The organism is Zoogloea sp. (assembly GCF_044344315.1).
In the GTDB taxonomy this organism is placed as follows: Bacteria; Pseudomonadota; Gammaproteobacteria; order Burkholderiales; family Rhodocyclaceae; genus Zoogloea.
In genome coordinates this window covers 1-26,611 of sequence record NZ_JBIJDC010000027.1, presented here as the reverse complement: position 1 = coordinate 26,611, position 26,611 = coordinate 1, and the positions used below count along the sequence as shown (strand labels likewise).

Genomic DNA, 26,611 nt, shown 5'->3' with positions numbered 1-26,611 from the left:
CATCGGGTGGTTCAGCCTTGGGCCGGGGGCAGTTCGCCCGCGGCGCTCAGTAACGGGCGCCGTAGGGGCGGTGGTCGTACCAGCCCCCGTTGCGCCATTGCCATTCATATTGGTAGCGCTCCATCCAGTAGCTGTTCCAGATGACCCGCTGCGAATCGGCCCAGCGCCGATACGCGACCTCATTCTGCTTCGCCTTGCTAGCCTGGGCCAGCAGGGACTTCGCCTCCTTGTCACCGCGCCCTGCCGCGATGGACAGCCACTTCTCTGCCTCGGCCGGATCCGAGCCCATCTCTTCAAGCCCCATCAGGTAAAAGCGGCCGACGGCAGTCTGGGCCTTCAGGAACCCACGCTCAGCGGCATCACGCATCCACTTGAGCGCCTGGTAGCTGTCCTGGCGCACACCGTCACCCCGGAAGTAGCGCAAACCCAGATCGTAGGCAGCGCGGGGATCCTTCTCCGCCAGGGCAATCAGCTTGGCTGCCTGCTGTTCGGCAGCAGTATCACCCACCGCCGCGGGATTGAAAGTGACGGAATCACGGGGTCGCTCCGAACAGCCGCTCTCGTCGCAGATGCGGATGGTCGGTGACGGTGTCTGCGCCATCAGACTTGTGGAGAGCAGCAGCAAAAGGACAGGGATTCTGTTCATCAAGACACCCATGCTAATTCAGCGGGACACATGCAATCCACAGCCGCAGGCAGGCGCCGGAACCGGCATCCGCCGATGCGTCAAAAGACAGCGCAAAAATGAGAAAACAAATTCGTATCAAACACTTATGCCAGACAGCCCAAACAGATCCTGAATTCAGGAACGCGCACGGAGCCCGGCCTAAAGCTTTCTGATTATCCTGCCTGCCCTAGTCAAATTCAACCACGTATTGGCCCCGAAAATGCAGGAGTTCGCGTTCTCCGGCATACGGGCTTCCAGTCCATGCGGATATGCCCCAAATGTTGGCAATCCGGCCGGCAAGGGGCCTGCGTGCTTCCCGCCGGTGCAACCGGCCTTCCGCCCAAAGCACCTGGGAACCCCGTGCCCCGGCATGGACTGCGGCCGCGTTGCCGGACAAGGCAGGGCACGGTGACGCACGGTAGTGCAAAATAGCCGGCGGAATTCACTCCACACACCCGATCCCTGCCCTATGCCCCACCTCCCCCGCAGCATCGCCCACCTGGACATGGACGCGTTCTACGCGTCGGTGGAGCTGTTGCGTTACCCGCAGTTGCGGGGGCTGCCGGTGGTGGTGGGTGGGCGCAGGGCTGCCGCGGGCGAACGGCTCGAAGATTTTCCACGGCTGCGCAGTTATGCCGGGCGCGGAGTGATCACCACCTCCACCTACGAAGCGCGGGCGCTGGGCGTGCATTCGGGCATGGGCCTGATGAAGGCTGCCCAGCTGGCACCCGACGCCATCCTGCTACCCGCCGACTTCGACGCCTATCGGCACCATTCGCGCCTGTTCAAGGCCGCGGTGTGCGCCATTGCCCCGGAGATGGAAGATCGGGGCATCGACGAGATCTACCTGGACCTCACCGTCCTCAACCCCGACGGCAGCCGCGACGGTGCCCGGGCCATTGCCCTGCGCCTGCAGCAGGCCGTGCGCGAGGCCACCGGGCTGTCGTGCTCCCTGGGCGTGGCGCCCAACAAGCTGCTGGCCAAGCTGTGCTCCGACCTGGAAAAACCCGCCGGGATCACCGTGGTGGCGGCGGAGGACATCCCCGTACGCATCTGGCCCCTGCCCGCCCGGCGCATCAACGGCATCGGCCCCAAGGCCGCCGCACGCCTCGAAGCCCTGGGCATTGTCAGCATCGCCGATCTGGCCGCAGCCGATCCGGCCTGGCTGCAGGACCACTTTGGCGAGCGCTACGGCGTGTGGCTGCATCGGGCGGCCCATGGTGACGACACCCGCCCGGTGGTCACGCGCAGCGAGCCCAAGAGCCTGTCCCGGGAGACCACCTTCGAACGCGACCTGCACCCCCGCGCCGACAAGGCCGAACTTTCCGGGCACTTCACCCGTCTGTGCGAACAGCTCGCCGCCGATCTGGCGCGCAAGGGCTACGTGGGCAAGACCATCGGCCTCAAGCTGCGCTTCGACAACTTCCACACCGTCACCCGCGACCAGACCCTGCCCGCCCCCACCGGCGAGGCGGCGGCCATCCGCCGGGCGGCGGGGGAATGTGCCCGGCGCGTGCAGCTCGACCGACGCATCCGCCTGCTCGGCGTGCGCGTGGCCAGCCTGAGCCGCCGCGACGCCACCCCCGAACACGCAACACCCCAACCGGCCCAGGCCGAACTCTTCGCCTGACCCCGCAGACATAACAAGGAAGCACTCCAGGAGACCCGCATGTCCCACCCCACCCTCGAACCGGCCATCCCCGCCGCCGTGGAACCCTGGCGCCAGAACCTCCGCGGCGAACACGATGCCCTGCTGCACGGCCCCCGCCCGGCCTGGTGGTGGACCGGCCTGCCCCCCGCCGACTGCCCCGGCTGTCAGCCCGACGGCCGCCTCACCGCCCTGCCCCAGCCCCGGCTCGACACCTGTACCCGCGAGTCCGTGCTGGCCGTGTTCGACAACGGCTGGACCCTCACCGAGCTGCTGTTTGCCGGCCTGCAGGGTGAGGCCGCCTTCTATCGGCCGCCCTACCATCACCTGCGCCACCCCATGCTGTTCTACTACTGCCATCCGGCGGCGCTCTATGTGAACAAGCTGCGGGTCGCGGGCCTCATCGACAACCCCATCAATCCCTACTTCGAGCGCATCTTCGAAACCGGCGTGGACGAGATGCGCTGGGATGACATGTCCAAGAACGAGATGCTGTGGCCCAGCTTTGCCGAAGCCCACAGCTATCGGCAGCAGGTCTACACCACGGTGCGACAGGTCATCGAGACCCACCCCGACCTTTCCGCCGGCCACGCGCCGATCACCATGGATCACCCCCTGTGGGCGCTGTTCCTGGGTTTCGAGCACGAACGCATCCACCTGGAAACCTCCTCGGTATTGATCCGCGAGCTGCCCATCGACAGCGTCCAGCGTCCGCCCGAATGGCCCGCCCTGCACCCCAGCGCCGGCACGCTCGCCCCCTTCCCGCCCATGGCCGGCACCGACTACCCCCTGCCGCGCTTCGTCGATCTGCCCGCCGTCCAGGCGAAGATCGGCAAGCCCCGCGACTGGCCCAGCTTCGGCTGGGACAACGAGTACGGCGAGCGGACAGTGGCGGTGCAGGCCTTCCGGGCGGACAGCCAGCTCGTCAGCAATGGCGCCTTCCTCGAGTTCATCCAGAGTGGCGGCTATCTCGACCCCCAGTGGTGGACCGAGGCCGGCTGGGAATGGCGCAGTTTCCGCAACAGCAAGTGGCCGTGCTTCTGGGTGCCCGACGGCCCCGCCGGCCTGCACCAATACCGCCTGCGCACGCTCTTCGAGACCATCCCGATGCCGTGGAGCTGGCCGGCCGAGGTCAACGCCCACGAGGCCGCCGCCTTCTGCGCCTGGCGCAGCGCCCGGGACGGCATTCCCTGTCGACTGCCCACCGAGGCCGAACATCACGCCCTGCGTGAGGCCTCGTGGGCCAGCACCAACCCCGCCGCCCACCACGATGGCACCCGCCTGGGCCAGACGCTCGGCTGGAACAGCCAGCTCGCCCACGGCTCCCCGTGGCCGGTGGATGCCGGCCAGCCGGCCGCCAGCGGCGCCCGCGACGTGTTCGGCAACGTGTGGCAGTGGCATGGGGACGATTTCCACCCCCTGCCCGGAAGCAAGGTCCATCCCTACTACGATGACTTCTCCACCCCCTGCTACGACGGCCAGCACCAGATGATCCTGGGGGGCTCGTGGATCTCCTGCGGTGACGAGGCCAGCGTGTGGGCGCGCTTCCACTTCCGCCCCCACTTCTTCCAGCACGCCGGCTTCCGTGTGGTCCAGGCCGCCCACGATGGTGGCATCGTCAAACTCGCCATGGCCGACTCCGGCCGGCAGGTGTACGAAGACGCACGCATGGTGGACGACTACATGCTCCTCCACCACGGCGAACCCCAGACCCAGATGCCCTGGCCCGGCGGCCCCCAGCGCGCCACGGCCTTTCCCCAGCGCTGCGCCGACTGGCTCATCGACGGCGCGCGCCAGTACGCCAGCGGCACCGCACGCGCCCTGGACATCGGCTGCGCTGTCGGCGGCGCCAGCTTTGAACTGGCCCGGGGCTTCAACGAGGTGCTCGGGATGGATCTGTCCCGCGCCTTCATCGACGCCGCCAATGCCCTGAAGAAGGACGGCAGCCGCCCCTGGTTCCGCCGTGACGAGGGCGACCTCGGCCAGACCCTGACCGCCCGCATCGACCCGGCCATCGACCGCAGCCGGGTGAGCTTCCGCCAGGCCGACGCCTGCTCCCTGCCCGCCGAGCTGGTGGACATGGATGCAGTGCTGCTGGCCAACCTGCTATGCCGCCTGCCCAGCCCCAAGTCCCTGCTCGGTCGCCTCGGCGGCCACCGGGGCCTGGTCAAGGTGGGCGGGCTGGTAGCCTTGTTCTCGCCTTATTCATGGCTGGAGCAATTCACGCCCAGGGAAGCCTGGCTCGGCGGCTACGAACAGGACGGCCAGCCGGTGAAGAGTGCCGACGCCCTCAAGGCCTACCTGCGTGAAGAGGGCTTCGTGCTGCGCCGTGAGGAGGAAGTGCCCCTGGTGATCCGCGAGCACGCCCGCAAGTACCAGTTCATCGTCACCCATGGGATGCTCTGGCAGCGGGAGCGCTGAGAGGGTGTGAATAAATCTACTGCGCGGCCTGACTTCGCCCCTGGGATGCTCACCGTACCCTTGTACGGCTGCGCTTCTCGGGGCGAACTCGAACCGCTCGCTACGATTTCTTCACACCCTCTGAGCCACCGGAAGCGCCCGGGCCTTACTCGGGCCAGTTGCGGGCCGCAGCGACGCCGTTGGTGATGGCCTGCTGGCGGAGCTTGCGGGCCGCATCGGGGGCGCGCTGCAGCAACGGCAGGTAGGCGTCTGACGCCGCCTGCAGGTTGTTCTCCATCAGGTGGCTCAGCACCACCAGGGTCATCACCGGTGCCGCACCGGGTTGCCGCTCCAGCACACGCTGGGCGTTTTCCCGGGCCTTCTGGGGCAGGCGCGCGCCGAGGTAGGCCTGGGCCAGGTAGTAGCGCGCATCCATGGCTGTCGGGCTCAGGGTCAGGGCCTTTTCCAGGGACTGGATGGCCCGGCCCAGGTTGCGGCTGCGCAGCTGTGCCTCACCCAGGTTGATCCAGGCATTGGCCATGTTCGGATCAAGGCGTACCGCCGTTTCCAGGGGCTCGATGGCTTCGGCCAGGCGCCCCAGCTTCATCAGGGCGTAGCCCTTGCCACTCCAGGCATGCACGTTCACCGGATCAATCAGCAGCGCCCGCTCCTCATAGGCCAGAGCCCCGGCCACGTCCCCCTTGGCCCCCAGGGCCTTGGCGGTGGTGAGACACATGCGCAGCAGCTTCGGATCAGCCGCCTCGGCCCTGCGCAGGATGAACAGTGCCTGATCCGGGTTGCCGGTGCCGAGCATGGCTTCGGCCCACGACACCAGCTCGTCAGCGGTCATGCTGACCATGCCATCAAGCTTCTGGTAGGCCATGGCCGCTTCCCGTGGCTTGCCGGCCTTGAGATAGGCGAGGCTCAGCATGCGCCAGCCATGGAGGGCCTTTGGGTCAAGTTCCACGGCACGCCGGGCGTCCTCAATGGCTTCAGGCAGCTTGTTCAGTTCCATCCGGACACCCGCCCGGTTGGCCAGCATATCGGCATGGGTGGGCGCCTGGGCCACCGCCTTCTCGGCGGCTGCTTCGGCCTCCTGGGGGCGCCCGAGGCGCATCAGCACCACCGCCAGCCCCGACCACGCATCGGCGAGGTCTGGCGCCAGGACGACCGCCTTGCGCATGGCCTCCTCCGCCGGCCCCAGGCGGCCGCGCTTGAGCTCACCCTGCCCCAGGACAAGCTGGGTGCGGGCCTGCTCCCGCCTGCTGCCCTCGGCGCCCGCCGACAGGCGGCTCGCGTCATCGACCTTGCCGGACTGCGCATACAGCTCGGCCAGGCGGCTGCGCACGGCGCCGTCCACATCCCCCAGCCGTGCAGCGGCGGAGAGCGCCCGGGCTGCGTCCTGGTGGAGCCCCAGTTCATCCTCGATCTGACCAAGCAGCCGCCAGGCCGAAATCCACCCCGGAGCGCGTCGGACCGCCTCCTTCGCGTGGGCGCGGGCCTCATCCAGGCGCCGCTGCCCTCGAAGCCACTCGGCACGGCGTACGGCCGTTTCGGCATTGATGGGATGGATCGCATCCGCCTTCGCCAGACTGGCCTCGGCAGCAGCCGGCGTGCCCTGTGCGTACTGCACCAGGGCAAGGTGGGTCCACGCCCAGAAGAGGAAAGGATCGATCTGCAGGGCCCGAAGGATGGCAGCCTCTGCCTCCGGCAGACGCTGCAGCCTGAGCAAGGCCTGACCAAGGGTGGCGTGCCCTGGCGCAGACTCGGGCTGGGCCGCCGTCCACGCCCGGGCGTGAGCCTCAAGCGCGCCCCAGTCTTCGCTCCGGATCAGGGTCTCGGCCTCAGGGAGCCAGCGCTTTTCCGGGGCCGGCATGAGCACGGGCGCCGGCGGTGCCTCTCCTCCCGCCAGCAATCCGGCTACCCCCGCTGCGGACACCGCCATGTTGAGGTTCTGCCCCGTGCCCAGGATGGCCCGGGTCACCCCCACCAGCCGTCCTTCCCGGTCAAACAGGCCACCGCCGCTGGAGCCGGGGGACTGGGGTGCGGTGCTGACCAGATACGGATGGGGCTGCGTCTGCTCTGCCGCCGCCACCAGGCCGGCACTCACCGCCAGGCCGAAGCCCAGCGGATTGCCCACCGCAAAGACCGGCTCTCCCACCTTGGGAACGGGCCCCTGGCGCAGCCGGGCCGGCACCGCCCCCAGCCCATCCACCTGCAGCAGACACAGGTCCTGGACGGCATTCCGGCGCAGCCAGATGGCGGGCAGCCCCTTGTCGCCCGAAAATACCCGGATCACCGGGGCGCTCTCGATCACGTGGCAGTTGGTGACGACCCGCTCCGGTGCCACCACCACACCACTACCCTGCCCCTCGGCGACGCCCTGGCCGTCCTCCGTGCGTACGGTCACCACCGCCGGCGAGGCCAGCGAAAAGACCTGCTTCGCGTCGTCCGTCTCTCCCGCCGCCATGCCACTGGCAGCACCGAGCACCCCCGCCAGCATCCATGCCATCGGCTTCATCGTGCGGCTCCCTTCTCTTCCAGGCCCGCAAAATTGGCTCGCCAGGCCTCCTCGGCGGCCTTGCCGTCCAGGGCACGGAGCTTCTCGTAGGCATCCAGGGCCGCCGCCCGCCGGCCAAGGAGGCGCTGGGCCTCGATCAGTACCGCCCACACCTTGGCCTGGGCCGGATCGATCTGCAGGGAGCGCTCGAGGGCGAGTACAGCCTCCGCCTGGCGATCCAGGATAGACAAGGTGAAACCCACCTGGCGCCAGTTGCGGGCCTCGTCGGGCGCCCGCGTGGCGAGGGCCTGGAAACGTGCGAGGGCCTCCTCGGAGCGACCACCGTCCTTCTGCATCACGCCCAGCTGGTAGTCCCAGAAAGGCTCTGCGGGATTGGCGCGGTGGGCCGCGTCGAAGGCCGCGATGGCCTCGGGAAAACGCTTCATCTCGTAGTAGGCCAGGCCCAGTCCGACCCAGGCCCGGTCGGAGCCCTGCAGATCACGGGCCAGGCTTTCGCGAAAAGCGCCGATCGCCGCCTCCGGCCGCCCCAGGCGCGCTTCGACGACTCCGCGCCAGTACCAGGTCGCCGCGTCATCCTTGTCCTTGTCGGGCAGGCGGGCGAGCACCCCGTAGGCGCGCTCCGGTTTGTTTGCGTTCAGGTAGGCCTGGGCCAGCCCATAGCGGGGCCCCGGGGCTTCCGGGTACAGACTGGCCAGGCGGGCATAGAGGGAAATCGAGGTGGCGTGATCGCCACGCAGGCGAGCCAGATCGGCCAAACCCCAGTAGGCCGGCATCTGCCACGGATCGAGATCGATGGCCTCCCGGTAGGACGCCTCCGCCTCCCGGTACTGGCCCGCCGCGTGGCGGGCCTGGGCGACAAGCAGGCGCGCCGGTGCGTACTCCCGGTGGGCCGCCACCAGGGCCTGGGCATGCTCCAGGGCCTCGCGGCGCAGCACGGCCGCAGCAAGGGCCTGGCCAAGGCCGTAGCCCACGTCCGGGCGATCCGGGCTGATGCGCCACAGGGCGCGCCAGGCGTCGAGTTCCTGCGGGCCCTGCTTCAGGCCGCGGGCGGCGCCCACGGCGAAGCGCCAGGCATCGGCGCTGTCCGGCTCGCGCCGGGCCCAGTCGGCGCTCAGGGTCTGCAGTTCGCTCCAGCGCTCCGCCTTGAGCAGGGCCGAGGCGGCGTCGTAGCGCTGCAACTGCTCGACGTTGCGGGCGGCCCGCAGCTCGATCTCGTCCACCCAGGCGGCCAGGGAGGCGAAATTGACGTTCTGCCCGTCGCGCCGACGATAATCGATGATGCCCACCAGCGCCCCCGACGCGTCCACCAGGGCCCCACCTTCCGAGCCCGGAGAGATGGGCGCGGTGAACTGGATGTAGTCGCCCACCGCGAAGCGCCGCACCCCGGACACCACCCCCTCGGAAATACCGACCCCCAGGCCCAGGGCGTTGGACACCGCGAACACCCGGCTCCCCGGTGCGGAAGGGCGCGCCCTGGGCAGGGCCGGCCCCGCATCCCCATCCGCCGCGAGCAGGCACAGGTTGCGTTCCCGATCCCGGGCCACGACGCGGGCCTGCAGGGGCTGCGGCCCGGCGCCGAGCTGCAGGCTGGCCGCCCCGTCGAGGACCTCGCACACGGTGACGAAGCGGCCGGCCCCCAGCCGGGTTGCCGAATAGCTGCCCACGCGCCGCCCCTCGCCATCACGCACCTCCAGCACCACCAGGGCCGGCGCCACCGTGGCGAAGACATCCGGGGGTGACAAGGCCGCCGCCGGGCTGACCATGGCACTCACGAGCACGGCCGCAAACACGCAGGACAGAGGGATTTTCGGACTCGGCTTCATGACGGTGCACGGGGGGCGGGGCGCAGGGCCGGCCCCTGATGGGGGAGCGCCCGATTCTACCCTCTGGTCATGGGCTGCGTTCCAGCACCGGGATCCTCCCCAGGGACCCCGGTTCGAGGTGGCACCTGATAAAGCCGTCTGCGCGGCCTTTCCCGCAAGGGCGACTCGTACGGATGGCTCGCAGGGGCGACTCGTAGGGGCGACTTCAGTCGCCCACCACGCGTCGATCACCGGCATGCCTTTGATCTGGCGTCCGCGGGCGACTGAAGTCGCCCCCACAAACCCCCTCCAGCCTCCAGCGTGCCTTAGCTGCAAAGGCCCGCCGCCTCCAGCGCCTCGCGCACCCAGGCCACGAAGGCCCGCACCCGCGCCGGCTGCAGGCGGGCGTGGGGATAGACCACACTGATCGGCCGGGGCGGGGTCTCGAAGGCCTCCAGCACTACGCACAGGCGCCCGGCGGCCAGATGCGGTGCCACTTGGTAGGAGATGAACATGCCAAAGCCCAGGCCAGCCAGGCAGGCGTCCACGGCCGGCGCCACGTGGTTGAACTCCAGGTTGCCGGTGACCGGCACGGTGAAGCTGCGCCCCTTCTCCTCGAAGCGCCACCAGGGCCCGCCCCCGGCCGAGAAACCGACGCAGTTGGCCTGCAGCAGATCCCGCGGGTGGGCGGGGATGCCCTGGCGGGCCAGGTAGTGCGGGCTGGCCACCACCATGCGCCGCACTCTGCCGACGGGATGGGCAATCAGTGACGAATCTTCCAGGTGGCCGATGCGCACCCCCACGTCGATGCCCTCCTCCAGAAGATTGGTGACTCGGTCGAGGAGCAGCAGGCGACAGCGCATGCCGGCGTGGCGCTGCACGAAGGCGGTCACCGCGGGTGCCACGTACATCTGCCCGAACAGCACCGGCGCCGTCACCGTGAGCAGGCCGGAGGGATCATCCGCCTCGTCGCGCAGGGCCGACTCCGCCTCACCCAGCGCAGCCAGCAGATTGCGGCAGCTTTCCAGATAGTGGCGCCCCTCGCCGGTCAGGGCGATGCGGCGGGTGGTGCGGTTGAAAAGACGCACCCCCAGCTCTGCCTCCAGGGCCGCCAGGGTGCGCACCACCGCCGGCAGGGAGGCCCCGCTGGCGCGGGCGGCAGCACTCAGGCTGGCCGCTTCGGCAATCTGCACGAAGGTCGCCATTGCCTTCAGCTTGTCCACGGCCATTACTCCACTAAACGGATCAGTCAAATCCATGTTCCGGCATTTATCCGGATTGCGGATTAAACCACACTGCCATCCAGCGTCTCCCCTCGCCCCACCACCCACGAAAGGTCTGCCATGAAACACCCCGCCCAAGCCATCCAGCTCTTCCGTTTCACCCTGTCGGGCCACAGTCACCGGGCCGAACTCTTCCTGTCCCTGCTCGGCCTGCCGGTGGAGGCGGTGGACGTGGACCTCCTCGGTGGTCAGCAAAAGACCCCCGCCTATCTGGCCATGAACCGCTTCGGCCAGGTGCCGGTGATCCGCGACGGCGACGTGACGGTGGCCGACTCCAACGCCATCCTGGTCTACCTGGCGCGCCAGTACGGCGCCCCCCACTGGCTGCCCACCGACCCGGCCATTGAGGCGCAGGTGCAACGCTGGCTGACGGTGGCAGCCGGTCTGGTCGCCTATGGCCCCTGTGCAGCGCGCCTGCTCACGGTGTTCAAGATGCAATTCAATGCCGATGAGGTGATCGCCCGCGCCCACGCCCTGTTTGCCGTGATGGAGCAGGAACTGGCCGAGCGCCCCTGGCTGGTGCCCGGCGACACGCCGACCATTGCCGATGTGGCCAACTACACCTACATCGCCCACTCGCCCGAGGGCAATGTATCCCTCGATGCCTACCCGGCCATCCGCGCCTGGCTGGCCCGGGTGGAGGCGCTGCCCGGCTTCTTCCCGATGCCGGTGACGGCCGCCGGGCTGCGCGCCTGAGCACCATGAACAGCGTCTTCCATGCCGGAGAGACAGCCCTCCAGTCCGCCGCCGGCAGCCGGGAGCGGCTCGCCGAGGTGGGGCCGCGGGTGATCCGCGAGGAGATGCCCGAGCAGCACCGGGCCTTCTTCGCCAGCCTGCCCTTTCTGGTGATGGCGGCCACCGATCCGGCCGGCCAGCCCCATGTCGGCATGCTGGCCGGATCGCCGGGCTTTGTCTCGGCGCCGGATGGCCGCCACTTGCAGATCGCCGGACGGCCGGCGCCGGGCGCCCCTCTCGATGCCCTGCTGCTCCCCGGCGCACGCTTCGGCCTGCTCGGCATCGAGGCCCACACGCGGCGGCGCAACCGGGCCAACGGGCGGGTGCTGGCGCGCAGCGCCGACGGGCTGAGCCTGGCCGTGGCGCAAAGCTTCGGCAACTGCCCCAAGTACATCCAGCCGCGCCGCGCGCTGTTCGACCCGGACTGGCGCGCCGGTGCGCCGGCCGAGGAAAGGGCCAGCCTGAGTGACACCGATCGGGCCTGGATCCGCGCCGCCGACACCTTCTTCATCGCCACCGCCCACCCGGCGGACGACGCCGATCCGGCCCACGGTGTGGATGTCTCTCACCGGGGCGGCCCACCGGGCTTCATCACCGTGGACGGCGACACTCTGGGCATCGACGACTTTGCCGGCAACAACTACTTCAACACCCTGGGCAACCTGCTGCTCAACCCAAGGGCCGGCCTGCTCTTCCCCGATTTCACCCGGGGCAGCCTGCTGCACTTGCAGGCCACCGCCGAGATCCTGCCCGGCCCACCCCGACGCCTGCTGTTGCGGGTGAACGGCGTCAGACACCACCCCGCCGCCCTGCCCCTGCGCTGGGAGAATGCGGGCTGAGGCGGCGGGGCCGGGTTCATCCGGCCTTCCGCAGCGGATCTTCCTGAACCTGACTCAAACCGAATGCTGGCGAAGATCTGGATTGCCTGGGTCAAATCACCCGACGTGTGAAGCGGGTGGGGCTTGCGGGAGGCACTGACGGTGGCCGGAGGACGGATAGGGGCGACTTCCGTCGCCCGCGGACTTCGATCAAGGGCTTGTCGGTGAGCAATGCGCGGATGGGCGACTGAAGTCGCCCCTACAGATCACCGCGGCAAGTCGTTCATACAGGAGAGGGCACATCGACCGTGAGGCGACGCGGCTGGCCGAGGAAACCATGCGCATTCGACCTCAGCACATCACTTCCACGGCATGCCGATGACCGAGAGCCCGCTGTCGATCAATTCGCCCCCACAATGGCTCACTCCTCCAGCAGGCTGCGCAGCATCCAGGCGGTCTTTTCGTGCACCTCCAGGCGCTGGGTGAGGAGATCGGCGGTGGGCTGGTCACTGGCCTTGTCCACCAGCGGGAAGAGCCCCCGGGCGGTGCGGGCGGTGGCTTCCTGGGCCGCCACCAGCAGGCGGATCATGTCCTTCGCCGCGGGCACACCTTCCGGCGCCTCGATGGAGGCCAGGCGGGCGAACTCGCTGAAGGTGCCGGGGGCCGGATGACCCAGGGCGCGGATGCGCTCGGCGATCACGTCCAGGGCGTTCCACTGTTCGGTGTATTGCACCATGAACATCTGATGCAGGCTGTTGAACATGGGCCCCTTCACATTCCAGTGGAAGTTGTGGGTCAGCATGTAGAGGGTGAAGCTGTCAGCCAGGAGGCGCGACAGGCCGGCGGCAATCTCGGCCCGGTCGGTGGCGGTGATCCCGATGTCCATCATCGGGCCTGTGGCTTGGTCGGTGGATTTCATGGCTGTCTCCCTGGATTGAGGCCACCGCCCGGAAGGAAATTCGGCGGGGCTGACTCCAGTATCGGAGCGCCACCGCCGATGGTCCAATTGCCAATTTCGCTGATGGGGATTGCCCCTGACTATCCCAACGCCGTGTCCAGGAACATCATCACCGCAAAGCCGGCCATCAGGCCCAGGGTCGCCGGTGTCTGGTGGCCATTGCGATGGGTTTCGGGGATCACCTCGTGGGACACCACGAAGATCATCGCCCCGGCCGCAAGGCCCAGGCCGATGGGATAGGCCACCGCCAGGCCACCGGCGATGCCAACCCCGAACAGCGCGCCGAGGGGCTCCATCAGGCCGGACGCGCCCGCCATCAGCACCGCACGCCAGGCCCCCACGCCGGCAGCCCGCAGCGCCATCACCACGGCCAGGCCCTCGGGGATGTCCTGCAGGGCGATGGCGCTGGTCAGGGGCAGGCCCACGTCCAGCTCGCCACGGGCAAAGCTCACCCCGATGGCCATGCCCTCGGGCAGGTTGTGCAGGGTGATGGCGAGCACGAACAAACCGACTCGACCAATGCGCTCGCAGCCCGGGCCGCAGGGGCCGGTGCTGTCATGTTCATGGGGCGTGAAACGGTCGAGGCCGAGCATCAGAAGCACACCAAGGGCCAGCCCGGCCACCACGATGAGGGCCCCGGCCGCCCCGTTGCCGGTCATCTCCTTGGCCGCGGCGAGGCCAGGCAGGATCAGTGAAAACGAACTGGCCGCCAGCATCATGCCGGCGGCGAAGCCGAGCAGGCTGTCCTCCATGCGGGCCGAGATGCGCCCCAGGGCAATGCCCGCCAGCGCCCCCAAGGCCGTCGCGGCAAAACCGGCCAGGCCGCCGAGCGTTGCCAGACGCAGGGGCTCACCGCCCCCAGACAGGCCATCGGCGATACCGGAAATCAGCATCAGGGTCACCGCCGCCATGGACAAGGCCAGCCCGGCCGTCATCCACGGGTGCTGGCGTGCCTGCTGCCGCCAGGCGTCGCGCCAGGCCTGGCCGGTGACGGCGGCGGCGTCGAGGGCCAGCCCGGTGCCCGTCGTGTTGTTATTCTGCATGCGTCCTCCCGGGGTCAGATCAGATTGCCGTGGCGAGAAACTGCGCCACCTGGGCGAGGAACAGCGCTGCCCCCGTGGCAGCAACGGCCGCCCCGACGATGAAACGGACCGGATGGGCATGCACCTGGCCGCGGGCCTGAGTCCTGGCTTCGTGACGAGCCAATTGAAGCGTGGTCATGATCTTCTCCTTGCGAAAATGCATCTGATGGAGCCATTCTCGACACTGGCAGGCCGCGCGTCCAATTGCCTCTTTCGCTGATCCCGATTGGGAAAAACCATCGCCCGCAAGAAGGTGCCCGTGGGGTCGAATTCATTCGACCTCCACCCCGCCAGATCACTGGCAAGCGCCTGAGCAAAGTCCGCGGTCGAATGAATTCGACCCCACACATGCCGATCACGCCTTCATTTGCCGCAACACACCCATGAACGCCGACCTCTTCCCCGACACCCTCGCCGCCCGTGAAGCCCTTGCGCCCGGCGCCGTACTGCTGCGCGCCTTCGCCCTGAGCGACGCCCAGGCGCTGCTGGCCGCCGTGGCCGACGTCACCGCCTGCGCGCCCTTCCGCCAGATGCAGACACCCGGCGGGCAGACCATGTCGGTGGCCATGAGCAGCTGCGGCGAGCGGGGCTGGATCAGCGACCGGCGCGGCTATCGCTACAGCCCCGCCGACCCGCAGACGGGCCAGCCCTGGCCCTCCATGCCCGCCCTTCTTGCCGACCTGGCCCGGCACGCCGCCGCCGAGGCGGGCTTTGCCGACTTCGCCCCCGATGCCTGCCTGATCAACCGCTACCTGCCCGGCTGCCGCATGGGCCTGCACCAGGACAGGGACGAGGCCGACCTGAGCCAGCCCATCGTCTCCGTGTCCCTGGGCCTGCCGGCCACCTTCCTGTTCGGCGGTCCGACCCGGGGCGGGCGGCCCCTGCGCCTGCCCCTCATGCATGGCGACGTGGTGGTCTGGGGCGGCCCGGCACGGCTGTACTTCCACGGCGTAGCCCCCCTCGCCGAGGGCAGCCACCCGGCCACCGGCAACTGCCGCATCAACCTCACCTTCCGCCGGGCGGCCTGAGAAAAATCTTGCGACCGCTGTCGATTCCTGCCCGCGCCCTTCGTCGACAGCACAGGAGCCGGCGTACCACGCCAGCCGCAACCGGAGGAGCCTCCATGCGCTTCCTGATCATCGTGAAGGCCTGCGCCGAGCCGGAGGCTGGCACCCCGCCCGACCTCGACCTGATGGCAGCGATGGCCGAATTCCATGCTGCCCTCGCGCAGGATGGCGCCCTGCTGGATGCCGCCAGTCTGGCTCCCGACGCCGAGGGCTGGTGCATCCGCTACGGCGAGGCAGGCCCCCGGGTGGAAGTCGGCGGCTTCGACGGGCCCGGGCAGCGCATCAGCGGCTACACCCTGATCCAGGCCCGCAGCGGCGATGAAGCCCTCGAGTGGGCACGTCGCTTCCCCACACCCCACGGCGCCAGCCGGCCCGCGCAGATCGAAGTGCACCCGGTGCTGGGCCCCGCCGATCCACACCCCGGCCGCCAGGCCTGAAACCACCCCCGATACAAGGAGAAATCCATGAGCACCCCCGCCGTCAGCCCCATCCCCGCCAACATGCCCACCCTCACGCCCCACATCGTCTGCCGCGGCGCCGACGCCGCCATCGACTTCTACGTGCGCGCCTTCGGCGCCGTGGAGCTGGCCCGCCTGCCCAGCCCGGACGGCCGTCTGATGCACGCCATGGTGCGCATCGGCGACTCTCCGCTGATGTTGGTGGACGAGTTTCCCGAGATGGACTGCCACAGCCCGCAAAGCCTCGAAGGCACGCCGGTCATCCTGCATCTTTACGTGGCGGACGTGGATGCGGCCGTTGCCCGCGCGGCCGAGGCCGGCGCCCGGGTTACCCTGCCCCCCGCCGACATGTTCTGGGGCGACCGCTACGGCCGCATCGAAGACCCCTTCGGCCACGCCTGGTCCCTCGCCTCCCACCTCCGCGACATGAGCGCGGAAGAAATCGTCACCGCTTCCGCCCAGGGCTGCACCGGCGCCGCTTGAGAGGACTCCACCATGGCCTACCTGCTCCTCATCCACGAAACCCGCGGTGCCCGCGCCGCCCGTAACGAAGACGAAGCCCATCGCCAGTACGACGACATGATGGCCTTCGCCGCCAGCCTGCAGGCCGACGGCATCCTGCGGGCCGCCGAATCCCTGCGCACCGACGACCACGCCGTGCGCATCAGCGCCCCCGGCGGCAAGCCCCAGCTCCTCGACGGCCCCTTCACCGAGGCCCGGGAGATGGTGGGCGGCTTCTTCCTGCTCGACATCACCACCCGCGAGGAGGCCCTCGCCATCGCCCGGCGCTGCCCCGCCGTCGCCTGGGGCACCGTGGAAGTCCGCGAGTGCGCCCCCTGTCACGTCCTCTGACCCTGCCAAGGAGAACTGCAATGGACACCTATGTGGATGGCTTCGTGATTCCCCTCGCCACCGATCGCATCGACGACTACAAGGCCATCGCCAGCCTCGCCGGCCAGGTCTGGAAAGACCACGGTGCCCTGGCCTACTGTGAGTGCATTGGCGACGACCTGGGTGCCCCGGGCATGGTGAGCTTTCACCAGGCCGCCGCCACCGCCCCCGGCGAGACCGTGGTGTTCGCCTGGATCGTCTATCCCTCCCGGGAAGCCCGCGACCGCATCAACGCCGCGGTGATGGCCGACCCGCGCATGGCGCCGATGCAGCAAGCGGACGCCGCGCTGCCCTTCGACTGCAAGCGCATGGCCTGCGGGGGCTTCCGCGTCCTGGTGGAATGCTGAGCCGGAACCGGTCGAGCTGCCTGCAAGCCCGATGACGGAGCCCGCCGACCCCGCCCGCAGCCTGGCCGCCCTGTGGCACCTGGAGGCAGCCCGGGTCATCGGGCGGGTCACGCGTATCGTGCGGGACGTGGGCCTGGCCGAGGACATCGCCCAGGACGTGCTCCTCACCGCCCTGGAGCGCTGGCCGGTGGACGGCATGCCGGCCAACCCTGCCGCCTGGCTGATGACCGCCGCCAGCCATCGCGCCCTGGACCACCTGCGCCACGCCGCCATGGCGGCCGGCAAGGAGGGGGCCATCGGCCACGAAATGGACTTTCACCACCAGACCGCTGCCGAGGAAGCCGCCGAACGGGTGGACGCCGCCCTCGACGACCCGGTGGGCGACGACGTGCTGCGCCTCATCTTCACTGCCTGCCACCCGGTGCTGCCCCCGGAGGCCCGCTGCGCCCTGACCCTCAAGGTGATGGGCGGCCTTTCCACCGCCGAGATCGCCCGGGCCTATCTCAAGCCCGAGGCCACCATTGCCCAGCGCATCGTGCGGGCCAAGCGCAGCCTCGCCGCCGCGCGGGTGCCCTGCGAAGTGCCCCGCGGCGCGGAGCTCGTGGCGCGCCTGGATTCGGTGCTGGAGGTGATCTACCTGATCTTCAACGAGGGCTACGCCGCCACCTCGGGTGAGGACTGGATGCGCCCGGCCCTGGCCGAGGAGGCCCAGCGCCTGGGCCGGGTGCTGGCCAACCTGTTGCCGGACCAGGGGGAAGTGCTGGGCCTCCTGGCCCTGATGGAGATCCAGGCCTCACGCTTTGCCGCCCGCCTGTCGGCCACCGGCGAGCCTATCCTGCTGATGGACCAGGACCGCAGCCGCTGGGACCCCCTGCTGATCCGCCGCGGCCTTGACGCCCTGGCCCGCGCCGAGGCCCTGCCCGGCCCCCTCGGCCCCTACGCCGTACAGGCCGCCATTGCCGCCTGCCACGCCCGTGCCGCCCGGGCGACCGACACCGACTGGTCACGCATCGCCGCCCTGTACGACATCCTGGCCCACATCGCCCCCTCGCCGGTGGTCCGGCTCAACCAGGCCGTCGCCGTCGGCATGGCCTTCGGTGCCGCCGCCGGGCTGGAGATTGCCGACCGCGTGCACGCCGGAGGCGCCCTCGACGGCTACCCCGTTTTACCCGCCGTGCGCGGCGATCTGCTGGCCCGCCTCGCGCGCCACGACGAAGCCCGCGCCGAGTTCCTGCGCGCCGCCGAGCTCACCCGCAACGCCCGGGAACGGGCCCTCCTGAAGGCCCGCGCCGACGCCTGCGGGCGTCTGCCCCCCGAAGCGCGTTGACGGAATACCCCGGCCTTCGGAATACTGCCGGGCGCGACACCCTCGCTGTCATCCATTTTTCATACAATCGCGCCACGCCGCTGACTACAGCAGCCGGCGGCGGCGCCTCACTCCACACCAAGGAAAGTCCATGAAGTCCTCCCGCAGCCTGTTCCGCCTCGCCCTGATTGCCGGCCTGCTGGCCCAGGCGCCCGCCTTTGCCGCCGAGCCGGCCAAGACCTCGCCCCTGGGCAAGCCCGTGGCGACCGTGAATGGCGTCGTGATCTCCCAGGCCGCCTATGACCTCCTCGCTGCCCGTGCCAAGGCCCAGGGCGCCCAGGACAGCCCACAGCTGACCTCCGAGCTCCGCGGCCGCCTGATCCAGGCCGAGTTGCTCAACCAGGCCGCCAAGAAGAAAAATCTGGACCGCAAGCCCGAGGTGTCCCTGCAACTCGACATGGCCCGCCAGCAGATCATGGCCAGCACCTACGTGGCCGAGTACGTCCAGAGCCACCCGATCACTGACGCCGCCGCCAAGGCCGAATACGACCGCATCGTGGCCCAGGCCGGTGGCAAGGAATACCGCTCCCGCCACATCCTGGTGAAGGAAGAGAAGGAAGCTCTCGAGATCATCGAGCGCCTGAAGATGGGCGAGAAGATGGAGAAGCTGGCCAGCCTGTCCATTGACCCGGGTTCCAAGGACAAGGGCGGTGAGCTGGGCTGGGCAGTGCCGGGCGGCTTCGTCGAGCCCTTCGGCAAGGCCCTCGCCACCCTCACCCCGGGCAGCTACACCCAGACCCCGGTGCAGACCCAGTTTGGCTACCACGTGATCCAGCTGGACGAAGTGCGTGACCTGAAGGTGCCCAGCTTCGAAGAAACCAAGCCCCAGATCATCCAGCGCCTGCAGGCCCAGGGCGTCGATCAGCACATCCAGGAACTGGCCAAGGCCGCCAAGATCAACTGATCCGCGGCAGACCTGTGGGGGCGACTTCAGTCGCCCGCGGTCTGCGCTCAAAGGCATGCCGATCAGTCGTCGCTCGATGGGCGACTGAAGTGGCTCCTACGGGCGCAGCGGCACCCGCCGTCAGGCCACGCGTCATCACCCCACAAAAAACGGGAGCCCAAGGGCTCCCGTTTTTCATGGCCGTGCGCGACGGATCAGGCGAGGGCGGCCAATGCGGCAGCGTAGTCGGGCTCGTTCTTGATCTCGCCCACCAGCTCGCTGTGCAGAACCTTGTCGTTCTCGTCCAGGACCACCACCGCACGGGCGGTCAGGCCGGCCAGGGGGCCGCTGGCCAGGGCCACGCCGTAATCCTTGGCGAAGGCCGCGCCGCGCAGGGTGGACAGGGTCACCACGTTGTTCAGGCCTTCGGCGCCGCAGAAACGGCTCTGGGCGAAGGGCAGGTCGGCGGAGATGCACAGCACCACGGTGTTGGCCACGTCGGCTGCCGACTGATTGAACTTGCGCACCGAGGTGGCGCAGGTGGGGGTGTCGACGCTCGGGAAGATGTTGAGCACCTTGCGCTTGCCGGCAAAGCTGGTCAGCGGGGTGTCGGCGAGGTCCTTGGCGACGAGGGAGAAGGCCGGGGCGGTCTGGCCCTTGGCGGGCAGATTGCCTTCGACTTGCACGGGGTTGCCGCCGAGGGTAACGGTACTGGACATGAAGGGACTCCTGGGGATCAGTGATGTTGTTGTAGGCCTGCGCGTCCGGGGACGAGCAGGACGCGCCATGGTAGGGCCGACCGGGGAATCTGACCAGCCCCCCAAAGCAGACCCCGGCGGCGGCGGGACTCACGTCTGATGCTGCCGGATGAAAGACCTCGCAAGACGATGGCACAGCGCCGGGGTCTGGCATATTCTTCAATGCAAGGAGACTCCCGACGGATACGCCCGCGCCATGCCCCACGAAGCCGACATCCCGGAAATCCGGCAGATCTTCCTGAGCGCCACCGCCCAGGACTGCAAGACCTACCGGGAAGCCGTGCGCGATTTCATCCACGACAACATCGAGGCCGCCAAGGTCTTCCTCCAGGAGAACTGGGCCGAAGGCGGCAAGTTCGTGGAACCGGTGTGCAAGCGCAAGGTGGATGAGTGCGACGCCTACTTCGGCCTGTTCGGCTATCGCTACGGCTGGACACCGCCCCTGCAACGCTGCTCCATCACCGAACTGGAGTTCCGCTGGGCGGTCGATCGCTGGGGCGCGGCCGAGGCGCCGATCTTTGTGCTGCGCCCGGTGCTGGGCAGTGAGGCCGACCAGCACCTGCGCGATCAGGCCGCCCTGTTCCACGACAAGCAGCCCGCCCCCGACGCCGACGCGGACCGGCACGCCCAGCGCCAGTTTCTTGCCAGCGTCGATCAGTGGGCCGCCAACGGGCGTATCCAGGTCTTCTACCGCAACCCCTTGCAGCTGGTCGGCAAGGCCCTGTGTTGTGTCAAGGACTGGAACCAGGAGGTGCTCCGCAACGCCACCCGCGAGCGCTTCAAGGCCCCCGGCGACATCCCCAGGAACGAGCTCGGGCGGATCGGCCGCGACGAACAGATCGCCGCCCTCAAGAGCGCGCTGAATGCCCTCCGCGACCGCCGGGCCGAGCGGGCCGCCGCCTTCTTCATCCACGGCCCCGAGAACCACGGGCAGTTGGAGTTCGTCGAGTTTCTGCGCGACTGGCACGACGAATGGGAGGGCATGGACCTCTGCTGTGGTCAGGCCGACGAGCCGGACAGCGCCGAATCCCTGATCTGCTGGGCCTGCAGCCAGCTGGGCGAACCGCTGCTGGGCGAGCCCACCATCGACGCCCTGGCGGGTCTGCTCGCCACGCGCCTGAGCGGCCGCTCGGTGGTGCTGATCCTGCGCACCATCGGCCGCGAAGCCACCCGCCGCGAGCTGTTTCTGCAGCGCTTCTGGCAGCCCCTGCACGCTGCGCTGGCAGCCCGTCAGCCCGGCGGGCGGGGGCGCCTGTACTGCTTCGTGGCCGACCACGCCCCCCTGGCCGCCGCGCCGGATGCAGGCTTCCGCACAACCGGTCTGAACGCCGGCGATGTGGACTACCGCCAGCTCCTTGCCCTGCCGCCCCTCGCCGGCCTGACGCCAGGCCATGTGCGCAACTGGCTCGCTGACATCCGCAAGAGCGCCGGGGTACGCCTGGACGAAAACGAGCGCGACACCATCGCCGACTACGCCACGACGCCCGACGGCAACCCGCCCGACGTCTATAACCGACTGAACCTGCACGGCTTCTGGAGCCGCGCCCGCTGAGGACCCTCACCGTGCCCCACACCGCCCCCTACGCCGAGTTCACCGGCACGCGCTCCGCCCACTATGTGGCCGCCCCCCACACTGCCACCATCGTCAATCTGGCCATCCGCCTGGGCCGGCCACTGCTGGTGGAAGGTGAGGCCGGCTGCGGCAAGACCCGCCTGGCCAGCGCCATCGCCGAAGAGCTGGGCATCGGCCTCACGGTGATGACGGTCAAGAGCACCAGCCAGGCCAAGGATCTGCTATACCGCTTCGACGCCCTGCGCCGCCTCCAGGACGCCCAGGACCCGGCCAACAGCGCCGCCCGCCAGGTGCATCCGTATATCGACCTGGAGCCCCTCGGCCACGCCATCCGCGAGGGCCAGCCCCAGGTGGTGCTGATCGACGAGGTGGACAAGGCCGACATCGATTTCCCCAACGACCTGCTCGACGTGCTCGACCGCTTCGAGTTCGACATCGAAGACCTGCCCCGCGCCGAGGACGAGGCCTGCGCTGCCGCCCGGGGCTTCGGCCGCCACGTGAAGGGGCCCGAGGGCGGCCTGCGCCCCATCGTGCTCATCACCAGCAACCGGGAGAAGCAGCTCCCCGAGCCCTTCCTGCGCCGCTGCCTGTATGTGCAGCTGGACTTCCCCGCCGACAACCCGGCCATGCTCGCCGACATCGTGCGCAAGAACCTGGACGCCCGCCTCGACCAGATCGGTGACGAACTCATCACCGGCGCGGTGGAGCGCCTGTGCCGCATCCGCGAGCGGGGGCGCGAACTGGGCATGCAGAAGCTGCCCGCCACCAGCGAACTGGTGGACTGGGTGCGGGTGCTGCACTGGCAGGGCCGCAAGGCCGAGGCGGTGTCGGTGGACAGCCTCGACACGGTGGATCAGGCCGTGCTGTTCAAGGTGCGTCAGGACATCGAACGCTACCGCGCCCGCACCGACGACGAGGCCCGCCGGTGACCGACACCCTCCCACCCCTGCTGCTCGGGCTGTTCCGCGAGCTCAAGGCCGATGGCGTGCCGGTGGGCACCCGCGACTACCTGGACGGCGTGGAGGCCCTGCGCCTGGGCTTCGGCCAGGGCGACCGGGCCGCCCTGCGCGATCTGGCCAGCGCCCTGTGGGGGCGCAGCGACGAGGAGCGCCGCCTCATCGGCCGCTGGTTCGACGTGCTGCCGCCCCCCGACGGAGCGCTGATCGCGACCATTGATGACGAACTCGACGCCCGCGATGCCACCACCGACCAAGCCATAGCCTCCCCGGCGGCCGCCACCACCCGGCCCGCGGCGCCCACCCCTGCCAGTGGCGGCCCAATGCCCGGCGCCGCACCGGGCGCAACGGTGGACACGTCTGCCGCCCAGGCCGCCCGCGCCCGGGTCTCCTTCGCCGCCACCCGCGAAGGCAGCGGCCTGCCCATACCACGCCTCGCCAGCGCCCCGCAGATCGGCGAAGACTACGTACTCAACCCCCAGCCCCTCATCAGCCCCCGGGACATGGCCGTGCTGTGGCGCCGCTACCGCCGCAGCACCCGCCACGGCCCGCGCACCGAGATGGACCTGGCCGCCACCCTGCGCGAGCGCTGCCGTCGCGGCCTGCTGTGCCGCCCGGTGTGCCGGCCCCGGCGCAGCAACAGCGCCCGGCTGCTGATCCTGGCCGACGCCAGCCCGAGCATGGACCCGTGGCGGCCCTTCCTCGCCACCCTCGCCGCCTCCCTGCCCCTTGGCCGGCTGGCCCGGGCCGAGCTGCGCTACTTCAACAACCAACCCCGCCGGCAGCTCTATGCCACCCCAAACCTCGACGAACCCGAAGACCGGGACGAAGTGCTGCGCCGCCATGCCGGTGCCGCCCTGCTGGTGGTGAGCGACGCCGGCAGCGCCCGCGGCGCCCTCAACCGCCGCCGCGCCCTGCAGACAGCCGACTTCCTCGCTGACGCCCGACGGTTCTTCCCCTCTGCGGTGTGGCTCAACCCCATGCCGGCGCGCCGCTGGGCCGGCACCACCGCCGGCCTCATCGCCCACGGCCCGGTGCCCATGCTCCCCATCGATGCGCCCAACCTGCTGCGCGCCATCGACATCCTGCGCGGCACCAAGTAAACCGCCATGCCCTATCCCGCCGCCCTCGGCCAACGCCCGCTGGAAGTCCACGAGGCCTACGCGGCCCTGGAGCAGTTCGCCGCCGACTACGGCCGCGACCCGCTGCTGCTGCTGATGCACGCCGCGGTCCCCGAAACCCTGCGGCCGGATCTCCTCAACCTGATCCGGGTGAACTTCCTCGCCGCCCACGGCCCCGACCCCAGCCTGGAGGCCGACGTGCTGTTCTCGCCCCTGTCCACGGCCCTGGGCGGCGGCTACTACCGTATCGACCCCCAGGTGCGCTGGCACTGCCTGGTGATGCTGCGCTCGCTCCATCGCCACGACCCGCGCCCGCGCATCCGGCGCATCGCCGAGCTGTTGTGGCGCTACGTGGAAGCCCGCGAACACCAGGCCAGCCGCGTCGCCGACCCGCAGATGGCCGAGTTTCTCGACATCCAGCGCTGGGTCGCCCTAGCCTTCCTCGAACCCGCCAGCGCCGCCCACGCCTTTGCCGATGCCCTGCGCCAGGTGGGCACCACAGGCAGCACCGTCGCCCTGCGCCTGGGCGGCCTCGCCTCGGCCATCGAAGTGCCCCTTGCCGGCCAGCCCGAACTCCTCGCCTACGCCCGCGGCCTGGACGCGCTGGCGGGCGGCAACGAAGAAGAAGCTAGGCGCCTTCTCGGCGCGCTGGGTAGCGATGAGATCCGCGTGAGGGACATCGTGCTGAAGGCACCGGGGGCGGTGCTGGCGGCGTATAAGCGCGCACCACCAGCGACTGCGGACGGGGAAGGCACAGATACCGCCCCTGAAGAGGTACGACGGCACCGCAATGTACTGATCAGGGCATCGGGCAGGGAACGGAACCCGACCTCCGGTGAATGGCTGGACATGGACGAGCATTTCGGCGTGATCAACCCCGGTGACTGCCGCCATCTCGACGCCAGCGCACTCTCCGAAGCAGCCTGGCCTGACGCCCTGAGCGACATCCTCGCGGCCGACACCGTGATCTGCGATCCCGGCATGGGCGCTCCCGACATGCTTTACCTGATCGGCATCGCCTTGGGACTGCGGCACGGCGCAGTCATCCCTGTCGCTGCAGCGGGCTTTCAATCGGCTGCCTGCGCCAGATGGCTGGACGTGTTCTCCACCTACCCCGTTGGCGGAGACCGGGTGCCGCAGATCGCCGAGGATGAATTTGCAGCGCAATGGGCGGCGCGCCTGGCGGAAACTCCGGGCATCACGCTGCACGGTCCTACCCTCTCGAACGAAGGAGATCAGGCTTCCTCCGCTTCACCTGACATCTCGAATGCGTGCCTGGTGATCGAGGGCAGGCAACTTGATAAAGGCTGGGCGATGGCCACCATGAGCAGCTTCTTCCCGCCCAGTGCACGGGACGAAGCCATCCGACAGGCGATCGAAAGCGCCGGGATGGAGAAGCTGACCGACCGCGTGCCCGCCGACAAATCAACCTCCCTGCTGGTCGAAGAGCTGAGCAAGGCCCCCGTCGCCATCGTCGACATCACCGGCGGTGAGCACGACACCCTGATCCAGCTGGGGCTACGCCAAGCCTTGCGCCCCGGAAGGACCCTCATTCTCCAGGGTGACCCGCCCTCCACGTCCGCCGCTCCGCCGTTCACGCCGCAAACCTCGTTGCATGTCATTCGCTACACGGGCACTCAGGACTCACTCGATACGCAGGCCGCCGCCCGGCTTAGTGAAGCGATCACCCAGTGGCTCAACGCCAGCAGAAACCAGCCCACGGTCGACAGCCCCGTCTATCTCGCGCTGCCCCAGCTCCAGCCGCCGCGCTGGTTGGCGGCTGAACCAGCTCCGGAGCGCCCCACCGAAAGCGAAGTGCAGGCGCCCACCGCCGTCTGGGCGCTCACCATCCGCCAGCGGGGCGACAGCGCGCTGCAGTTCATGCTGCTCATCGACGGCCAGCGCATCGACGCCACCGTGCATTTCCAGCGCACGCTGGTAGACCCGCTGCTACGCCAGTTGGTGTCCGACACCCGACTCCAGCGGGACACCCTGCAAACCCTCATCCACTTGCTTCTGCCCCGGGAGTTCGCCGCCCTGCCAGCGGCCGGCCGCTATCACCTGACCCTCGGCCCCGACACCGCCCTGCTGCCGTGGGAGCAGCTCTTCCACAATCCGGCAGATCCGTTTGCCCACTTATTCCCGCCTCGCGTCATCCGCCGCCTCGACGGCCTACGCCCCCCGTCGCTGCGGCGCCAGCCCGAGAGCCTGAATGCGCTGCTGATCGGCAACCCCCAGACCGCCGGCACGTTGCCCGACCAGGAGAGCGGCCTGCCGGACCTGCCCGGCGCCCAGCGGGAAGTGGTGGGGGTGATGAGCGCGCTGAACGCGGCCGGCTTCACCACCAGCGTCGGCACCGACGAAAACGCCTCCGCCGTGATGAGCCGGATCTTTGCCCGGGACTACCGCATCCTGCTGATCAGCGGCAACGCCGTGCATGAATATCCGCGGCCTGACGGAAGCAAGGTGACGGGCTTCGTGCTGAGCGACGGGGTCTTCCTCACCGCCCTGGAGCTGCAGCAGATGCGCACCATGCCCGAAGTCGTCTTCCTGAACGGCTGCCACGCCGGCCGTCCGGTGGCCGACAGCAGCGATGGCCCGCCCCGGGACATGGTGCTGGCGCTGCTCAAGGCCGGCGTGCAGGTCGTGGTCGCACCCGGCTGGGCGGTGGATGACCTGGGCGCGGCGACATTCTCTGAGTCTTTCTTCACCGCCCTGGCCAGCGGCAGCCGTTTCGAGGACGCTGTGGATACAGCCCGGCAGGCAAGCGCCGCGGCCGCGCCGGACCTCAACACCTGGGCGGCCTACCAGGCCTGGGGCGATCCGGACTACCGACTGCTGCCGGCCCCCGGATCGGCAGCCTGAGCGGCTGTGTCTGCCGTCGGGTCGAATCTATTCTGCTTTCCTCGGTTTGACGCGTCGTCTGACAGTCGACGCAGCCTCTCCTGTAGTGGCGACTTCAGTCGCCCATCCCCGCGCCAATCACCGACATGCCCTTGATCTAAGTCCGCGGGCGACTGAAGTCGCCCCTACAGTCCCTCCATCCGCAGTCAGAGCCTCCCATCCAGCTTCACCCATCCGGGGATCCTGGCGAGGGCGTCCAAACCCACGTCGACGTTGGATCTACACCTGCTTCAGGGAGATCAACTGATGGAATCAGATAACCCTTCCACCGCAGCAACGCCTCACAAGGTCTTCAGATACTCCACCAGCACCTCCTTGTCGGCCGCCGGCAGCCCTGTGCCGAACTCGTGCCCCTGGTTGCCACTGCCCCGCT

At 69.2% G+C, this 26,611-nt stretch carries 23 protein-coding genes; 15 read left to right on the top strand and 8 right to left on the bottom strand.

Annotated elements, in window-relative coordinates:
- Positions 1-46 precede the first annotated feature (46 nt).
- Positions 47-646 carry a tetratricopeptide repeat protein gene (locus ACIQ09_RS08220; protein ID WP_398308067.1) on the bottom strand — a complete coding sequence of 200 codons (600 nt, stop codon included), beginning with the start codon at positions 644-646 and terminating at the stop codon, positions 47-49.
- A 490-nt stretch (positions 647-1,136) separates the two neighbouring features.
- Here ACIQ09_RS08220 and dinB point away from each other — a divergent pair, with 490 nt between their 5' ends.
- Positions 1,137-2,297 carry a DNA polymerase IV gene (gene dinB / locus ACIQ09_RS08215; protein ID WP_398308065.1) on the top strand — a complete coding sequence of 387 codons (1,161 nt, stop codon included), beginning with the start codon at positions 1,137-1,139 and terminating at the stop codon, positions 2,295-2,297.
- Positions 2,298-2,336: 39 nt separating this feature from the next.
- Complete coding sequence (ovoA, locus tag ACIQ09_RS08210; protein ID WP_398308063.1) at positions 2,337-4,736, top strand: 5-histidylcysteine sulfoxide synthase; 2,400 nt, start codon at positions 2,337-2,339, stop codon at positions 4,734-4,736.
- A gap of 145 nt (positions 4,737-4,881) precedes the next feature.
- Here ovoA and ACIQ09_RS08205 read toward each other — a convergent pair whose 3' ends face one another.
- The 3 genes from ACIQ09_RS08205 to ACIQ09_RS08195 all read right to left on the bottom strand — a co-directional run bounded on the left by ACIQ09_RS08205 (position 4,882) and on the right by ACIQ09_RS08195 (position 10,261).
- Positions 4,882-7,236, bottom strand: coding sequence for a tetratricopeptide repeat protein (locus ACIQ09_RS08205; protein ID WP_398308061.1), 2,355 nt, complete (start codon positions 7,234-7,236; stop codon positions 4,882-4,884).
- Positions 7,233-9,059 carry a tetratricopeptide repeat protein gene (locus ACIQ09_RS08200; protein ID WP_398308059.1) on the bottom strand — a complete coding sequence of 609 codons (1,827 nt, stop codon included), beginning with the start codon at positions 9,057-9,059 and terminating at the stop codon, positions 7,233-7,235. Before ACIQ09_RS08200 ends, ACIQ09_RS08205 begins: the two co-directional genes overlap by 4 nt.
- Positions 9,060-9,364: 305 nt before the next feature.
- Positions 9,365-10,261: a LysR family transcriptional regulator gene (locus tag ACIQ09_RS08195; protein ID WP_398308057.1), complete on the bottom strand. Its 897-nt coding sequence runs from the start codon at positions 10,259-10,261 to the stop codon at positions 9,365-9,367.
- A gap of 120 nt (positions 10,262-10,381) precedes the next feature.
- Between ACIQ09_RS08195 and ACIQ09_RS08190 the strand changes: the two genes are divergently transcribed.
- Together ACIQ09_RS08190 and ACIQ09_RS08185 are read left to right on the top strand one after the other, a co-directional pair.
- Positions 10,382-11,017, top strand: coding sequence for a glutathione S-transferase family protein (locus ACIQ09_RS08190; RefSeq protein WP_398308055.1), 636 nt, complete (start codon positions 10,382-10,384; stop codon positions 11,015-11,017).
- 5 nt (positions 11,018-11,022) lie between these two features.
- Complete coding sequence (locus tag ACIQ09_RS08185; RefSeq protein ID WP_398308053.1) at positions 11,023-11,895, top strand: pyridoxamine 5'-phosphate oxidase family protein; 873 nt, start codon at positions 11,023-11,025, stop codon at positions 11,893-11,895.
- A 400-nt stretch (positions 11,896-12,295) separates the two neighbouring features.
- Here the strand turns inward: ACIQ09_RS08185 and ACIQ09_RS08180 are convergent, their stop codons facing one another.
- The 3 genes from ACIQ09_RS08180 to ACIQ09_RS08170 all read right to left on the bottom strand — a co-directional run bounded on the left by ACIQ09_RS08180 (position 12,296) and on the right by ACIQ09_RS08170 (position 14,053).
- Entirely contained in the window at positions 12,296-12,793 is a 498-nt protein-coding gene (locus tag ACIQ09_RS08180) for a Dps family protein (protein WP_398308051.1), read from the bottom strand.
- Between the two features lie 119 nt (positions 12,794-12,912).
- A complete protein-coding gene (locus tag ACIQ09_RS08175) occupies positions 12,913-13,875 on the bottom strand; it encodes a ZIP family metal transporter (protein WP_398308049.1) in 963 nt (320 codons plus the stop codon).
- Positions 13,876-13,894: 19 nt separating this feature from the next.
- A complete protein-coding gene (locus ACIQ09_RS08170; protein ID WP_398308047.1) occupies positions 13,895-14,053 on the bottom strand; it encodes a hypothetical protein in 159 nt (52 codons plus the stop codon).
- 244 nt (positions 14,054-14,297) lie between these two features.
- Between ACIQ09_RS08170 and alkB the strand changes: the two genes are divergently transcribed.
- The 7 genes from alkB to ACIQ09_RS08135 all read left to right on the top strand — a co-directional run bounded on the left by alkB (position 14,298) and on the right by ACIQ09_RS08135 (position 18,947).
- Complete coding sequence (gene alkB, locus ACIQ09_RS08165; protein ID WP_398308045.1) at positions 14,298-14,942, top strand: DNA oxidative demethylase AlkB; 645 nt, start codon at positions 14,298-14,300, stop codon at positions 14,940-14,942.
- Between the two features lie 95 nt (positions 14,943-15,037).
- A complete protein-coding gene (locus ACIQ09_RS08160; protein ID WP_398308043.1) occupies positions 15,038-15,418 on the top strand; it encodes a YciI family protein in 381 nt (126 codons plus the stop codon).
- 27 nt (positions 15,419-15,445) lie between these two features.
- Complete coding sequence (locus ACIQ09_RS08155; RefSeq protein WP_398308041.1) at positions 15,446-15,922, top strand: VOC family protein; 477 nt, start codon at positions 15,446-15,448, stop codon at positions 15,920-15,922.
- Between the two features lie 12 nt (positions 15,923-15,934).
- Entirely contained in the window at positions 15,935-16,291 is a 357-nt protein-coding gene (locus ACIQ09_RS08150; protein ID WP_324462428.1) for a YciI family protein, read from the top strand.
- Positions 16,292-16,311: 20 nt separating this feature from the next.
- On the top strand, positions 16,312-16,677 hold the full coding sequence (locus tag ACIQ09_RS08145) for a DUF1428 domain-containing protein (protein WP_398308039.1): 366 nt from the start codon (positions 16,312-16,314) through the stop codon (positions 16,675-16,677).
- A gap of 31 nt (positions 16,678-16,708) precedes the next feature.
- Positions 16,709-18,004 carry an RNA polymerase sigma factor gene (locus ACIQ09_RS08140; RefSeq protein WP_398308037.1) on the top strand — a complete coding sequence of 432 codons (1,296 nt, stop codon included), beginning with the start codon at positions 16,709-16,711 and terminating at the stop codon, positions 18,002-18,004.
- 130 nt (positions 18,005-18,134) lie between these two features.
- Complete coding sequence (locus ACIQ09_RS08135; RefSeq protein ID WP_398308035.1) at positions 18,135-18,947, top strand: peptidylprolyl isomerase; 813 nt, start codon at positions 18,135-18,137, stop codon at positions 18,945-18,947.
- A gap of 194 nt (positions 18,948-19,141) precedes the next feature.
- Here the strand turns inward: ACIQ09_RS08135 and tpx are convergent, their stop codons facing one another.
- Positions 19,142-19,645, bottom strand: a complete 504-nt coding sequence (gene tpx / locus ACIQ09_RS08130) for a thiol peroxidase (RefSeq protein ID WP_398308033.1) — start codon at positions 19,643-19,645, stop codon at positions 19,142-19,144.
- A gap of 235 nt (positions 19,646-19,880) precedes the next feature.
- On the opposite strand from tpx, the gene ACIQ09_RS08125 reads away from it, so the two are divergent.
- Genes ACIQ09_RS08125 through ACIQ09_RS08110 form a run of 4 tightly spaced genes read left to right on the top strand, consistent with a single transcriptional unit; the run spans position 19,881 to position 26,199 of the window.
- On the top strand, positions 19,881-21,236 hold the full coding sequence (locus tag ACIQ09_RS08125) for a DUF4062 domain-containing protein (protein ID WP_398308031.1): 1,356 nt from the start codon (positions 19,881-19,883) through the stop codon (positions 21,234-21,236).
- A gap of 11 nt (positions 21,237-21,247) precedes the next feature.
- The gene (locus tag ACIQ09_RS08120; protein ID WP_398308029.1) at positions 21,248-22,186 is read left to right on the top strand and encodes an AAA family ATPase; all 939 of its coding nucleotides are present in this window, start codon (positions 21,248-21,250) and stop codon (positions 22,184-22,186) included.
- Entirely contained in the window at positions 22,183-23,316 is a 1,134-nt protein-coding gene (locus tag ACIQ09_RS08115; protein WP_398308027.1) for a VWA domain-containing protein, read from the top strand. Before ACIQ09_RS08120 ends, ACIQ09_RS08115 begins: the two co-directional genes overlap by 4 nt.
- A gap of 6 nt (positions 23,317-23,322) precedes the next feature.
- A complete protein-coding gene (locus ACIQ09_RS08110; RefSeq protein WP_398308025.1) occupies positions 23,323-26,199 on the top strand; it encodes a CHAT domain-containing protein in 2,877 nt (958 codons plus the stop codon).
- Positions 26,200-26,611: the final 412 nt, after the last annotated feature.